At 71.4% G+C, this 14,151-nt stretch carries 7 protein-coding genes and 1 pseudogene; 5 read left to right on the top strand and 3 right to left on the bottom strand.

Annotated elements, in window-relative coordinates; all coding sequences use genetic code 11:
* Window positions 1–2: 2 nt before the first annotated feature.
* Window positions 3–1,526 (bottom strand): DUF3375 family protein, encoded by a 1,524-nt coding sequence (locus IOE58_RS04645; protein WP_193865250.1) that lies wholly within the window; start codon window positions 1,524–1,526, stop codon window positions 3–5.
* Between the two features lie 408 nt (window positions 1,527–1,934).
* On the opposite strand from IOE58_RS04645, the gene IOE58_RS04640 reads away from it, so the two are divergent.
* Both IOE58_RS04640 and IOE58_RS04635 read left to right on the top strand, forming a co-directional pair.
* Complete coding sequence (locus IOE58_RS04640) at window positions 1,935–4,955, top strand: glycoside hydrolase family 2 TIM barrel-domain containing protein (RefSeq protein ID WP_193865249.1); 3,021 nt, start codon at window positions 1,935–1,937, stop codon at window positions 4,953–4,955.
* A gap of 218 nt (window positions 4,956–5,173) precedes the next feature.
* A complete protein-coding gene (locus IOE58_RS04635) occupies window positions 5,174–5,923 on the top strand; it encodes a hypothetical protein (RefSeq protein WP_193865248.1) in 750 nt (249 codons plus the stop codon).
* A 130-nt stretch (window positions 5,924–6,053) separates the two neighbouring features.
* On the opposite strand, the gene IOE58_RS04630 is transcribed toward IOE58_RS04635, so the two are convergent.
* Window positions 6,054–7,742 carry an outer membrane protein assembly factor BamB family protein gene (locus IOE58_RS04630; RefSeq protein ID WP_348981869.1) on the bottom strand — a complete coding sequence of 563 codons (1,689 nt, stop codon included), beginning with the start codon at window positions 7,740–7,742 and terminating at the stop codon, window positions 6,054–6,056.
* A gap of 7 nt (window positions 7,743–7,749) precedes the next feature.
* Entirely contained in the window at window positions 7,750–9,006 is a 1,257-nt protein-coding gene (gene tgt, locus IOE58_RS04625; protein ID WP_396121475.1) for a tRNA guanosine(34) transglycosylase Tgt, read from the bottom strand.
* Window positions 9,007–9,162: 156 nt separating this feature from the next.
* On the opposite strand from tgt, the gene IOE58_RS04620 reads away from it, so the two are divergent.
* The 3 genes and pseudogenes from IOE58_RS04620 to IOE58_RS14755 form a co-directional block, all read left to right on the top strand.
* Window positions 9,163–11,703 (top strand): acyltransferase family protein, encoded by a 2,541-nt coding sequence (locus tag IOE58_RS04620; RefSeq protein ID WP_228018935.1) that lies wholly within the window; start codon window positions 9,163–9,165, stop codon window positions 11,701–11,703.
* Window positions 11,704–11,738: 35 nt separating this feature from the next.
* Window positions 11,739–13,904, top strand: a complete 2,166-nt coding sequence (locus tag IOE58_RS04615; protein ID WP_193865246.1) for a DUF6541 family protein — start codon at window positions 11,739–11,741, stop codon at window positions 13,902–13,904.
* 153 nt (window positions 13,905–14,057) lie between these two features.
* Window positions 14,058–14,108: pseudogene (locus IOE58_RS14755) on the top strand (hypothetical protein); the annotation flags it as partial.
* Window positions 14,109–14,151: the final 43 nt, after the last annotated feature.

The following is a 14,151-nucleotide window of genomic DNA, read 5'->3' as shown; positions in this document are numbered from 1 at the left end:
GGTCACTGCGCCGGGACGTCGTCCAGGAAGTAGTAGGCGGGGACCTTCGCGGCGTAGTCGCGACCGTCGAGCTCCCGCCAGCCCACCAGCTCGGTCGAACCCTCGCGCTCCTGCGCGTACTGCGTGGCCAGGAACATCAGGCCAATGATGCTGGCCAGGCCCTGGTCTGCCGGATGGGAGCGCAGCACGTCCCCGATCGATGCCTGCCCGGCCGAGCCGCGCACGTCGTTCACCCGCCCGGTCAGGCCCACGATGTCGATGTCGTTGACCCGCACCAGGTCCTCGAGCACCTCCACGCTCAGCGCGGTGACGTCGTGCACCTCGGCCTCGGCGGGCGCCCCGGGATCGGTGGGGTCCTTCAGCCGGTGCTGCGCCACAGAGGACATCTGTACCCGCGACAGGTCCAGCTCCAGCGGGAACGGGGTGCGGGTGGAGACCTCGTCCTTCTGTGCGAGGGCCACGCCCTGCGCCTCCTGCAGCGCCTCCAGCAGCACCCGGTGCTGGCGGAAGTCCTGGGAGCGCACGAATCGGGCCAGCGAGCGGTACAGCTCGGTCTTGACGTCCAGCACCTCCTGGGCCGGCTCGTAGAGATCCGAGAACACGTTGGCCAGGCGCTCGCGCTCCTCGCGGCTGAGGGCCCGGGCGAAGTCTCGCGAGAGCAGGCGGTCCACCAGCTCCTGGGCGGTGCGGGTCTGGACGGGGTCGTTGAGCATCCGGAAGAACGCGGTGAAGGTGCGGCCCACGCTGGACTGCCCCAGCAGGTCGTCACCGGCCAGCAGCTGTTCGAGCACCTCGCCGCGTGATCCCTCCGGGGAGAGGATCTGCTCGCGCAGGTGCAGGTCCACGGCCCGCAGGTCCTCTCGGTACTGCAGGAAATCGCCGGAGAGGTCGGCGGCGATCTGCAGCACATCGCGCAGGCGGTCCAGGGAGGCCTCGGCGCTCGGCAGCATCAGCTCGCCCTCGGCGAGGTCGCGGATCTCCTGCTCGATGCGCTCGCGCCGACGCTGCAGATCGGCCAGGCGCACGTCCCGGTCAGTCTCGGTCTCCTGCGCGAGGCGGTCGAACTGCTGGACCACCAGCTGCAGGCGGGACTGGGTGGTGGTGGGCCGGTGCTCCTCGAGCGAGGCGATGAACTGGATCGCGTCGATCGTGGCCGGGGAGGGCTCGAAGGTGGTCTCGGTCTGCGCGGGATCGTCGCGGCGGGTCAGGTAGCCCTCGCGCACCCAGCCGTCGACGTACTCCGGCGCGGTGCGGCCGGTGCGGCCGGTGCGGCCGGTGCTGGGCTCCGGCTCGTCGTCGTGCAGCAGCGCGAGGTGGGTGCCCACGCGGGCCACCAGCTCGCTGCGCGGCAGTCGACGGTCACCGGCGGGGAACACGGACTGCAGGATGGCCAGGACAGCGGGCGCCTTGGTGGCGGCCAGCAGGCGCCAGGTGCTCAGGCGCCGCAGCTGCTCGTAGTTCTCCTTGCGGGCCACCACCGCGGCGGCGCGGGGCGAGGGCCACCGGTTCGGCTCAGGCGTGGTCACGAGGGGCGAGTCTACCGGTGCGGCCCTGAACCGGGCTCCGTGCACCGGGCGGCAGTTCCCGCACCGGGGCCAGGCCCCGGACCGGGTGCCGGCCTCCCTCGCCGCGCGACGGCTCCAGCACCGGGCGCCTGGCTTCCAGATCGTGGAAGGTACTCACCCGTAACCGTGTGGGGCGGGTGCGAGAAGGGGCGTCTGCCGCGGATGCACCCGGATCGGGCACGTGGCGCGGGGGCCTCGGGACATCCGGGGTGCGCGGCCGGACGTGGGGCGGTAGCCTGTTTCGGGAACGTTCACGAACCCTGTTCGGCTGCACCGGTCCGGGCCGTCCACGACGGTCGATCCACCGCGACGTCGCCGGGCCGGGAGTCCCTGATCCCACAGTCCAGGACCACTCGAGGAAGAGCATCGATGACCACCCCGTCACCGTCCGCCGCCGCCACCGGTACCGGCATCACCATCCCCGCCACCGCCCTGACCGATCACTGGTGGGAGGAGCTGCCCGCCGGGAGGAACCGTCTGCGCGGGCGCGCCCACCTGCACAGCGACGCCCCCGAGTTGAGCCTCGACGGCACCTGGGACTTCCGCTACGGAACCCGGGCCGACGGCTCGGACCTGGGCGAGCGCGCCCCCATCGAGGTGCCCGGCCTGTGGCAGCTGCAGGGCTACGGCGCACCCCAGTACACCAACGTCATCTACCCCATCCCCCGCGACCACCCCTACGTGCCCGACGAGAACCCCACCGGGCACTACACCCGTTCCGTCGCCGTGCCCGCCGACTGGTCCTCGGCCCTCGAGGAGGGTGCGCGCGTCCTGCTGCGCTTCCAGGGCGTGGACTCCGCGGCAATGGTGTGGATCGATGGCCAGGAGATCGGTGTGACCACCGGCTCGAGGCTCACCCAGGAGTTCGACGTCACCGAGGCCCTCTCCGGCCCGGGCGAGCACCAGCTGGACGTGCGCGTGGTGCAGTGGTCCGTGAACACCTACGTCGAGGACCAGGACATGTGGTGGGCCTCCGGGATCTTCCGCAGTGTGGACCTGCTGCTGCGACCGGCTGGCGGCATCCACGACCTCGCCACCGTGGCCGACTTCGATCCCGCCACGGGCGCGGGCACCCTGCGCGTGACCGCCTACGACGCGGACGGCTCCGAGATCGACGCCGCCGTGGAGGTGCCCGGTCTGGGCCTGTCCACCTCCTCCGGCACCGAGATCGACGCCGGGCAGGTGCGGCCGTGGTCCGCGGAGGATCCGCACCTGTACGAGGCGACGGTCTCCACCGGTGCCGAGACGGTCACGCTGCGGTTGGGCTTCCGCCGCATCGAGGTGGACGGCGAGATCTTCCGGGTCAACGGCGAGCGCATCGTGTTCCGCGGGGTGAACCGCCACGAGACCGATCCGGTCGTGGGCCGCACCCAGCACCTGGGGAACCAGGACCTGGACGTGGCGCTGATGAAGCAGCACAACCTCAATGCCGTGCGCACCTCCCACTACCCGCCCCACCAGCGCTTCCTGGAGGTGTGCGACGAGGCCGGCCTGTACGTGATCTGCGAGGGCGACTTCGAGACCCACGGCTTCCACGCCGACTCCACCTGGGGCGAGGACCCCACCGGCGCCGCGGAGCGCCCGGCCGACAACACCATGTACGAGGAGCTGCTGGTCGAGCGCAGCGAGCGCTTCGTGCTGCGCGACCGCAACCACGCCTCGATCGTGATGTGGTCGATCGGCAACGAGGCCGCCACCGGCGTGGTGACCGACGCGATGATCGCGGCGGTGCGCGAGGTGGACCCCACCCACCCGGTGATCTACGAGCAGGACTACCGCTGCGACCAGTCCGACGTGTTCTCGCTGATGTACAGCACGGTCGACGAGACAGAGCAGATCGGTCGGCGCGAGCTCTCCGAGGAGTACCGCGCGAAGCTGGTGAGCATGCTGCGTCACCTGGGTGTGGATGCTCCCGACGATGGCTTCGGCACCGCCGAGGACCCGGCCCCGGCACTGTCCAAGCCGTTCCTGTGGATCGAGTACGCCCATGCGATGGGCAACGGGGCCGGCTCCCTCAAGGAGTACATGGAGCTGACCCACCGGTACCCGGCGCTGCACGGCGGGTTCATCTGGGAGTGGATCGACCACGGCCTGGAGACCACCGACGCCGAGGGCAACCGCATCTACGGCTACGGCGGTGACTTCGGGGAGCGCCTGCATGACGCCAACTTCGTGGCCGACGGCCTGGTGCTGCCGGACCGCACCCCCTCCCCTGCCCTGCTGGACGCCAAGCACCACTACTCCCCGGTGGGGCTGGAGGTCACGCGCGGCTCGGTGCGCATCCACAACCGCTACGCGTTCTCGGACCTCAGCGGTCTGCGCGCAGAGGTCTCGCTGGACGGCCAGGAGACGTGGCAGCAGCTGGAGCTGCCCGAGCTCGCTGCCGGCCACAGCGCTGAGGTCGCCCTCCCCACCGGCGAGGGCTATGTCACCACGGTGCGCCTGCTGACCCGCGAGGCGGTGGGCCCGGTCCCGGCCGATCACATCGTGGTCGCTGCCGACCACGTGGATGCCGTGCACCGCCGCGCCGCGGTGCCCGCCTTCGAGGGGGCCGTCGCCCCCGAGCACGGTGAGGACGGCTCCTGGCAACTGGGCCCGGCCCGCTTCGACGACCTGGGCCGCCTGGTGGAGCTGGGCTCGATGGACGTCGAGCACGCCTACGCGGACCTGTACCGCGCCCCGGTGGACAACGAGCGCGCCCGCACCCGCTACCCGCTGGAGGCGCGATGGAAGCGCATCGGGCTGGACCATGCCCGTCGCCGCCTGATCGAGGTGACGGTCGAGGGCGATCAGCTGGTGGTGCGCACGCGCCTGGGGCTGGACGGCTCCAAGCTCGGGGCCGAGGTGACCGAGCGCTGGCGGGGCACGGCCACGGAGGTCGAGGCCGAGGTGACCATCACCCCGGTGGACTTCTGGCCGGCGGACCTGCCACTGCCGCGGATCGGCTGGACCCTGTCGCTGCCGGGCGGCCTGGACGAGGTGGAGTACCAGGGCTACGGCCCCCACGAGTCCTACCCGGACACCGGGGGTGGGACCACCTTCGGCACCTGGCGCTCCACGCTGGCCGATCTCCAGGTCCCGTATGTGTTCCCGCAGGAGAACGGCAATCGCGCCGATGTGGTGCGTGCCGCGCTGAGTGGTGATGGCGCAGGACTAGAGCTGCAGGCACCGGACGGCCTGGGCCTGGCGGTGCGGCCCTGGTCCACGGCGGAGCTGGACCTGCGCCTGCACGACGGCGCGCTGCGGCCGGACGGTCGCACCTGGGTCACGCTGACGGCGGCGATGCACGGCGTGGGATCCGCGGCCTGCGGCCCGATCCCGCTGGACACGTACGTGCTCACGGCGCGGGAGGAGACCTTCACCTTCCGCCTGCGGCCGGTGAACGGCTGACGCACAGCGGACCGCCGGACGGCGACCTCGGGGAAACCCTTCGGTCACGATGGGTCGGCGCGTGACCGCTGGCGCCCCGCGACAGATAGCCTGTCGCGGGGCGTCACCGCGCCATCGCCACGATCGAGGAGAGTCATGACTCAGGGGTACGGACAGCAGAACAATCCGATGGACCCGTACGGCCAGCAGCCCGCCGGCCAGGGGGACCAGCAGCAGGGGTGGGGCAGCAGCCTGAGCAGCAGAGCTGGGGGCACCAGCCTGAGCAGCAGAGCTGGGGCCAGCCCGGTGGCAGCAGCGCGGCCCCGGCTGACCAGCAGCAGTGGGGGCAGGCACCGGGTGCTTCGCCCGCGCCGGCGTACGGCTCCCCTGCGCCGGCCCCGGGCGGGTACGGATCCCCGGCGTCGGCTCCGGCGGGCTACCCCGGCGCCGCGGGAGCAGCTCCCAGTGCACCGGCCACCGCCCCCTCGACGCTGGACAAGCTGACCAAGTGGCTGCTGATCCTCGCGATCGCTGTGGTGACGGTCCGGCTCGCCCAGTACATCGTGGGCGCCGTCGCCGGATTCGCCATCGGCGCCTCGTCGGCAGGCGGAGGCGACACCATGGGGGTGACGGCCCTCGGCGGAGGGATCGTCGCACTGCTCATGCTGCTGCTGAACGGAGTGGTGTCGCTGGCGCTGCTCGTGGTCGCGATCATCGTCGCCGTCCAGGCGCGTGGTCGTGGCCGCATCGGTGCGCTCATCGTCGTCGGCGCGATCGTGCTGGCGGTGATCCTGTACTGGATCGTCCAGGTGATCTACATGATCGCGGTGGGCGCCTCCACCGATCCGACGAGCGTCGGCGTGTGGGCTCTGGTGGTCCTGGTGCTGGAGATCGGCCGCGGGCTGCTGATCGCGGTGGCCCTGATCGTGGGCGCGATGATGGCCCGCCGCTGGGTCAAGCAGAGCTCCGCAGGCGCGCTGAGCGCCTGACGGGATCCCGACCCCGTCGACCTCGCAGCCGAACCGGCCGTCCCCTGGGGGCGGCCGGTTCTGCATGCGGCCTCGCCCGGCGTCAGCGGCCCAGCAGCTCAGCGGCTCAGCGGCTCAGCGGCTCAGCGGCTCAGCGGCTCAGCAGCAGGGTGCGGTCGCCCTCGGTGACCAGTGCGGCACCGACACCCACGGCCGCCACGGGCTCGAGGTCCCCCTCCACCACGACCTCGATCCTCACTTCACCGGTGGCCGCATCGAAGATGCGCAGCCGGCGCGCGTCCCGGGCATCCAGCGGTGCCGTGCGCACCGCCGGGTCGAGCACCACCGCGGATCCGGCACCGAGCACGCCGCGCACCCCCGGGACGCCCTGCGCGGCAGCCGCTTCGTCGTGGACGGCCGAGGTCCAGGTGTTCTCCCCGTCGGCGGTGTCGTAGGCGACCAGCTGGCCCGCATCATTGGTGACCACCATGCGGGCCCCGTCGATGCCGATCCGGGAGGTGAGGGCCGAGGCCTGCTGGAGCACGGAGCCGCCGGGAGCGGTCCAGGCGGACTGCGCCTCCCCAGCGACGATCTCGCCGCTCACCTCGCTCCCCTGCTCGGTGCCGGCGGCGAGGACCCTGCCCTGGTCCAGGGTCACCATCCACTCGCCGGCCGGGGACGGTTCGGACGTCCACAGCACTGATCCGTCGCGGTGGGCGGTGGCGGTCATCGCGCCGTCGTCCTGGCTGCACACCGTGAGCACCACAGCTCCCGGTTCCTGCAGCGACGGCGGCCCAGGGGGCGCGGCGGTGGAGGCGATCCGGCAGTCCTGTTCGGGCCGGGCCAGGACCTGGCCCTGGGGGAAGCCGGTGGCGGGGTCCAGCTGCACCCATCCCTGTGCGGGGTCGTGGACCAGGGCGATCTCCGGCAGGATCCCGGTGCTGCGCAGGGCATCGAGCAGGCCGGCAGGCTGCGCGCCCGTGGCCGGCAGGGGGATCCCGGCAGGATCTGCTCCGCGCACAGCACCGGGATCGCTCTGGGTGCCGTCGGAGATCGTCCACAGGGCGGGGACCGCGGTGCTGCCATCCGACGCGAGGCTCAGGTCGTGGCCGCTGATGCGGCAGGTGCCCTCGGTGCAGGTCCGCAGCACCAGCAGGTCTCCGGCCAGGGCCATCGGTGCCCCGTCCAGTGCGGTCAGAGGCACAGGGACCGTGTCGGGGGGCAGGTCGAGCACGGTGGTGGTGGGACCCTCGGCCTCACCGGTGGTGCCGGTGACCCGCAGCAGGCGGGTGCCCTCGGCGCTCAGGGCCAGGATCTCCCCCGCCTGCGCGGGGATCTCGTCGACCCGGCTGCCGCGCAGGAGTTCCCCTGAGCCGTCGGCGCGCTGCACCAGCACCGGGCTGTCCTGGATCGGGAGAGAGGTGACGCGGTCGTCGTCGGCCAGCGCGGGGATCGAGGCGAGGGCGATGGAGGCCAGTGGCGCGGCGCGGGCGGAGAGCACTGCGGGGACGGTGAGGACCAGTGCCAGCAGGGCCGCTGCGATCCCGGCCAGCACCCAGCGGCGCCGGTGCAGCACCATCAGCAGGGCCGCACCGACCCCCGCACCACCCAGCACCCCGGCCAGGATGCGCAGCCATCCCCACAGGAAGTGCTGCCCCAGCAGGGCGCTCAGGGCTGCCAGCGCCAGCAGCGTGACGGCAGCACCGAGGGCGGTGGTGGCATCCAGGGGCGGGTCCTCGCGCGGAGGCTCCGCGCCGGTCGTGTCCTCGTGCTCCGGCGACTCGGGCAGCTCGAACTGCAGCAGCTCGAACCTCGGGGGTTCGTCATCGGGGGCGGCCACGGGGACCTCAGCGCGGGGAGCCGTAGTAGTCGGCGGTGCGCTGCTCGCGCAGGGCCTCGAAGTCCCCGTCGGCGATGGAGGCGCGGATCTCATCCACCAGGCGCACCACGAACCGCTCGTTGTGGATGGTGCACAGGGTGCTGGACAGCATCTCCTTTGCCCGGAACAGGTGGTGGACATACGCGGCGGTGTAGTGGGTGCAGGTGTAGCAGTCGCAGGTCTCGTCGATGGGTGCGAACTGGCGGCGGTAGCGGGCGCCGGTGAGGTTCACCCGGCCCTTCCGGGTGTACACGGCGCTGTTGCGGGCCACGCGTGAGGGGGAGACGCAGTCGAAGGTGTCGGCCCCGGCCGCGACTGCGGTGAACAGGTCGTCCACCTCGCTGATGCCCAACAGGTGGCGGGGCCGGTCCTCGGGCAGCTCGTCGGTGACCCACCCGACGATGGTGCCCAGGTTCTCCTTCTCCAGCGCCCCGCCGATGCCGAAGCCGTCGAACACCTGGCCGTCCACGTCCATGCCGCCCAGGTCGCGGGCGGCCTGCCGGCGCAGGTCCTCGTACTGGGCACCCTGGATCACACCCCACAGCTGCTGGTAGGGCCGATGGGTGCGCTCGGCGGTGAGACGGGTGTGCTCGGCCAGGCAGCGGATCGCCCACAGCCGGGTGCGCTCCAGCGCTTTCTCCTGGTAGCCGCGGGAGTTCATCAGCGTGGTCAGCTCGTCGAAGGCGAACATGATGTCGGCCCCCAGTCCGTGCTGGATCTGCATGGAGATCTCAGGGGTGAAGCGGTGCACGTCGCCGTTGATGAAGGAGCGGAAGGTGACGCCGTCGTCGTCGACGTGGGCCAGTCGCTCTTTGCCCTCCGCGACGGCGTCGTCCTCCCCGGTGGAGGTGCGGGCGCTGGAGCCGCCGGCGAACTCGCTGGAGAGCACCTTCTTGAACCCGGCGCCCAGGCTCATCACCTGGAAGCCGCCGGAGTCGGTGTAGGTGGGGCCGGGCCAGTTCATGAAGGCGCCCAGTCCCCCGGCCTCGTCCACCAGGTCGTGACCGGGCTGGAGGTACAGGTGGTAGGCGTTGGCCAGCAGGGCCTGCGCTCCCAGCTCACCCATGGTCTCCGGCAGCACCGCCTTGACGGTGGCCTTGGTGCCCACCGGGATGAAGGCGGGCGTGGCGATCGGACCGTGGGGCGTGGAGATCACGCCGGCGCGGGCCTTCTCGCCATGGCGGGCGGTGACCTCGAAGCCGACGTCGGCAGGCAGTTCGTTCACCCTCCCATGCTCCCATGAGCCACCCGCGGTGCCCTGTGATCGCGGTTCCATCCATGGTCACCGGTGGGGTGCTCTCGCATAGGATCCTCCGCAGTGCGCCCGGCGCGCCGCACGGCAGCGCCTGCTGTCCGGAACCTCGGAGAGCCGTGACGGAGCATGGGAGCGGGAGAGCGGAAGGAGATCACGATCAGCTCGCCTGGTGATCAGCCGACCCCGCACGCCCGCCGCGCCGAGCCCATCGGCGAGGACCCGTGGGTCCAGCCCGCCGTGGGGACTGACAGCAGCCCGGAGCGATCCGCGCCGCCCGCCGGTGCGGCCGCCGCACGCTCGATGGCACCTTCCCGGCTGGAGGACTGGACCCAGGGGCCGGTGCCGGCCTCCTCGCTCGACGACTGGCTGCAGGGCCCGCTCGAGGACCACATGGAGCAGTCCGCGGAGGACGCCTGGTCCACCGCGGAGTCCGTGACCGGCCACCCGGACCGCCAGCACCGCGGGGCCACGATCGAGCAGGGCACCGCCGCACCGCTGGGCACCGCGCTCGCTCACGGTGCCGCGCAGGAGGCCGAGGCGACGTCGGCGGCACCTGCGGGCCACCGGGGAGGCACCGGCGCGCGGAAGACCCACCCGGAGCGCCCCGTGTTCCGTCGGGAGCTGCACGGGCTGCGCGCCCTGGCGCTGATGCTGGTGGCGGTGTACCACATCTGGCTCGGCCGGGTCTCCGGCGGTGTGGACGTGTTCCTGTTCCTCTCGGCCTTCTTCCTCACCGGCACCTTCGTGCGCCGTCTGGACGCCGGGCGCCCGCTCGCTGTGCCGCGCTACTGGCTGCACACCTTCAAGCGCCTGCTGCCCCCAGCCGCGGTCACCATCCTCGCCACACTGGTGGCCACCTGGTGGCTGCTGCCGCCTTCGATCTGGCCGACGGTCATGCAGCAGTCCGCCGCGTCCATCGGCTATGTGCAGAACGTCCTGCTGGTGTTCCAGGAGGTCGACTACCAGGCACGCGACGCCGGGGCCTCCTCGCCGCTGCAGCACTTGTGGTCGCTGAGCGTGCAGGGGCAGGCGTTCCTGCTGTGGCCGCTGCTGTTCCTGCTGGCTGTGCCGCTCGCCCGCCGCGGGAAAGCGGTGCGCCGCCCACTGCTGGGCCTGATGGCGCTGATCGTCGCGGCCTCGCTGACCTGGTCGATCATCGAGACCGCGAGCAACCAGCCCGTGGCCTACTTCGACACCGGAGCCCGCCTCTGGGAATTCGCCGCAGGCTCGATGCTCGCCCTCGCTCTGCCGTGGATCGACCATCACACCGGCGCCCGTCGCCCCGAGGACGCGACCGCGCCGCGCTTCGGCACGCAGCGGGCCATGCTCGGCTGGGCCGGTCTCATCGCTCTGCTCGCCTGCGGCATCCTGCTCAACGTCTCCTCGGTGTTCCCCGGCTGGATCGCGATCTGGCCGCTCACCGGCGCCGCAGCCGTCGTCATCGCCGGACATACCGGCACCCGCTGGGGCGTGGACCGGCTGCTGTCCACCCGGCCCGCTGCATTCATCGGCGACATCTCCTACGCGCTGTACCTGGTGCACTGGCCGCTGCTGGTGCTGTGGCTGCACCGCAGCGGCCAGGAACGTGCCGGTCTCCTCGACGGGCTGGTCGTCCTGTTCGCCTCAGGCGTGCTCGCCTGGCTGCTGACACGCCTGGTCGACGCCCCCATCCGTCGCTCCGCCTGGCTGGAGGCCCGCCCCTGGCGCGCCCTGACAGCGGTGGCTGCCAGCATCGCACTGGTACTCGGCGCCGCCGGCGGATGGTGGCTGACACTGACCATGAGCACCCCTCAGCAGCCGGTGGCCTCGGCCGGCCCCGCGCTGCCGACCGACGAGGTCGTCACCGACACCGCACCGGTGATCCGGCCCTTCGGCTGGCAGCTGGGAGAGCAGTGGCCCAACCTTCCCCACGCCTGCGCCGGGCCATGGGCGCCCCCAGAGCCGTTCCACAACGTGACCTGCCAGCAGCTGCTTCCCGGGGACGCCACCGCCGAGGAGACCATCGTGGTGGTGGGAAGCTCGCACGCTCGCCAGTTCATCCCCGCTCTGATCCCCTGGGCCCAGGAGCGCGATGTCCAGATCGTGAACCTCGCGATGGACGGCTGTGCGTTCCAAGCCGGTGCCGAACGCAGCGAGTACTGCAACGGATACGACGAGTACGTGCTGAAGTATGTCGACCAGGTCGAACCGAGCACAGTGCTGACGACGGTCACGCGCAGCGCGCCCGATTCATCGCAGGACGCCATGCACGCCAGCATGGACACAGCCGTGCAGATGCTGCTGGACCGCGGCATCGACGTGATCGCCATGCGGGACACCCCACGCTGGTCGCAGGATCAGTACGAGTGCGCGGAGAAAGAGATCGTCGCGGGCGGCACCCCTGCCGATGCCGATCTCGCGTGCGGCGCGGACGTGGAGGAGAAGCTCGCAGCCGAGAACCCGGCCGCATCACTGGCCGGGCTGCGCGGTGGCGCGGGCCCCTCCGATGCGCCCGCCGACGATGCCGCGTCGGTCACCGTGATCGACGCAACCGAGCACGTGTGTCCGAACGGGCGCTGCTCACCGATCCTCGGCGACACCTACGTGTACATGGACGACAACCACCTCAGCCGGCTCTTCGTCGAGAGGGCGCTCACTGATGTGCTGGCCGGTGCTCTCGACGCGTGAGCTCCGCCTGCCCCGCATGACAGGATGACCCCGATATGTGGACCGATGTGATCCCCGGCGTGATCGTCGCCCTCGTGCTGCTTATCGCACCAGGCGCGGCGGGGCTGCTGTGCTGGCGGGTCCACTGGCCGACCGCGCTGGTCGCGGCTCCACCGGTCTCTCTCGCCCTCGTCCTCCTCTCAGGTCTGCTGGCCCGGCTCGCGGACTCGTGGTGGGGCGTCGACTGGTTGGTGATCGCCACGACGCTGGCCGTGGGGGTCGTCGCGCTGCTGCGGTGGGCCACCCCCTGGGGCCGTCGGATCCCGCGGTGGTCTCCGCTGCCCGCACTCGCCGCCGGCCAGTACCTGATGGGCCAGACGATCGCATGGCTGTTCATGACACCGCTGTTCCTGACCGCCTTCGTGGAGCCCACGACGATCGCACAGCGGTACGACAACGCGTTCCATCTCAATGCCATCTCCGCCATCACGCGCACCGGTCAGGCAACCCCGTTCGACACCGGTGCGCTGCTGCGGGGCTCGATCTACCCCAACGGCTGGCACAGCGCAGCAGCACTGGTCCAGCAGCTCAGCAGTCTGGAGCTCCAGTCAGCCGTGCATGCCCTGACGCTGGTGACGATGCTGGTCGTGTGGCCGTGGTCCATCTGGCTGCTGGTGGAGGTCCTGGCCCGCCCCGGCACCCTGGCCAGGCTCATCACCGGGCCGCTGAGCCTGGCCTTCGCCGGCTACCCCGCGGTACTGCTGGACTGGGGCCTCGTCTACCCGACGATCCTGGGGCTGGCAGTCGCCCCTGCCATGGCGGCGCTGTTCATCCACCTGGCACTCGACCCGGAGCTTCTGCGAAGTCCTGTGCGCACAGCTGGCCTCATCGGACTCACGGGGGTGGGAGTGGGCATCGCCCACCCCAGTGCAGCGCTGTCGGCTCTGATCATCGCCCTGCCGATCGTCGCTGTCGCGCTGGTCCGTCATCTCCGGGCCTCGAGGATCATGGCCAGGAACCCGGCCGGTCCGACGAACGCGCCGGAACCGGGGGAGGGCACGGGTCAGGGGGACGGGCGCAACTCCAGCTCCCTGGCTGGTCGGCTGTCCGCGACGATCCGCGGCGTGAGGGAGATGCCCGGTCCCGCTCAGCTGCGTGCAGCGGTGCTGGCTATTGTGGTGGTCGGCAGCCTCATCCTCTGGGCAGGTCTGGCCCCCAGCACCGCCTCCGCTCCCTGGGTGCCGTTCCAGTCCACACCGCAGGCTCTCGGTGAGGCATTCCTCGGCGGCGCGATCGAGCGGTACACGCTTCTCGTGATCACCTTGCTGAGCGCAGCAGGCCTGATCGGGTCGGCGTTCGGCCGGGGCCGGGATCGGTTGCCGCTGCTGGCGATGCTGGGGCCCGTGATCGTGTACTGGGCCTCCTCGGCTGTCCTGGTCGCGTGGTGGCGCGACCTGCTGTCCGGGTTCATGTACCGCGACAGTCTCCGCACCGCGGCGATGCTCACGGTGACGGCCGTGCCCCTGGCCATATGGGGGGCGCAGTGCACGTGGGACGCGGCAGAGCGCCTGTGGGCCTCGCGCCGGGGGCGGAAGCGGACCGCCTCGCTCCGGTCCGCGAGCGGTGACGGTGCCGAGGGCCGTGCCGGCGGTGGGTCCCGAGCTGCGAGCAGCGAAGCGAGCGCGCCCCGTTCCCGCGCAGTGATCCTCACGGTCGCCGGAGTCCTCGTGTCCACGGTGCTCGCCTGGCACGTCTCGTCCCATCCTGAGGTGCGGCAACGCTATTACACGGCAGCCGAGGCCTACCGGACCTGGGACGGCTCCGAGATGCTGTCCCCCACGGAGTTCGAGATGCTGGAGGACCTGCCGGAGCACGTACCGGGGGACGCGTACGTCATCTCGGACCCCTGGGAGGGCGGCGGGCTCGTGTACGCCTTCACCGGGCGCGAGGTGTCCCGGCTCTACATGACGCTGTCACGGACACCGGCCGAGCGGTACCTCGACGACAACTTCAAGCACATAGCCTTCGACCCGAAGATCTGCGGCACGCTGCCCGAGGACCGCCCCCTGTACTTCCTCGATCTCGAGGAGCTGCGGATCTACGACGACGACATCGAGGTCTCCGGGTTCGAGGGGTACGAGGGGATCACGGAGCACACCCCCGGCTTCGACCTCGTCCACCAGGTCGGCGACACGTACCTGTACGAGGTCACCGCCTGTTGAGGCGGGGATCGCACTCGTACGGGCCCCGGTCGCCGAGGTGATGGTTCAATGACCGGATGACACCCCCGAATGACCGCCCGCTACGTGGTGCGCGACGGCGCGGTCATCGCCTAGTCCGCCCCGGAAGGTGCCGGTGCCAAGAGCAGCTGGCGGATCGTCGGCTCCCACACGCACTCCCCGGCCCTGAAGCTCAAGCCGAACCCGCAGCTCGGCGGGGAGGGGCTCTCGCAGGTGGGCGTGGAGATCT

The sequence above is a fragment of the Brachybacterium epidermidis genome (assembly GCF_015209585.1).
In the GTDB taxonomy this organism is placed as follows: Bacteria; Actinomycetota; Actinomycetes; order Actinomycetales; family Dermabacteraceae; genus Brachybacterium; species Brachybacterium epidermidis.
The sequence above is the reverse complement of the archived record's forward strand: the minus strand, read 5'-3'. Positions and strand labels throughout refer to the sequence as shown.

Bases quoted from the DNA above. Each gene is read 5' to 3' on its own strand.
- IOE58_RS04640 (WP_193865249.1), top strand. From the start codon at position 1,935: ATGACCACCCCGTCACCGTCCGCCGCCGCCACCGGTACCGGCATCACC.
- IOE58_RS04620 (WP_228018935.1), top strand. From the start codon at position 9,163: ATGGGAGCGGGAGAGCGGAAGGAGATCACGATCAGCTCGCCTGGTGAT.
- IOE58_RS04615 (WP_193865246.1), top strand. From the start codon at position 11,739: ATGTGGACCGATGTGATCCCCGGCGTGATCGTCGCCCTCGTGCTGCTT.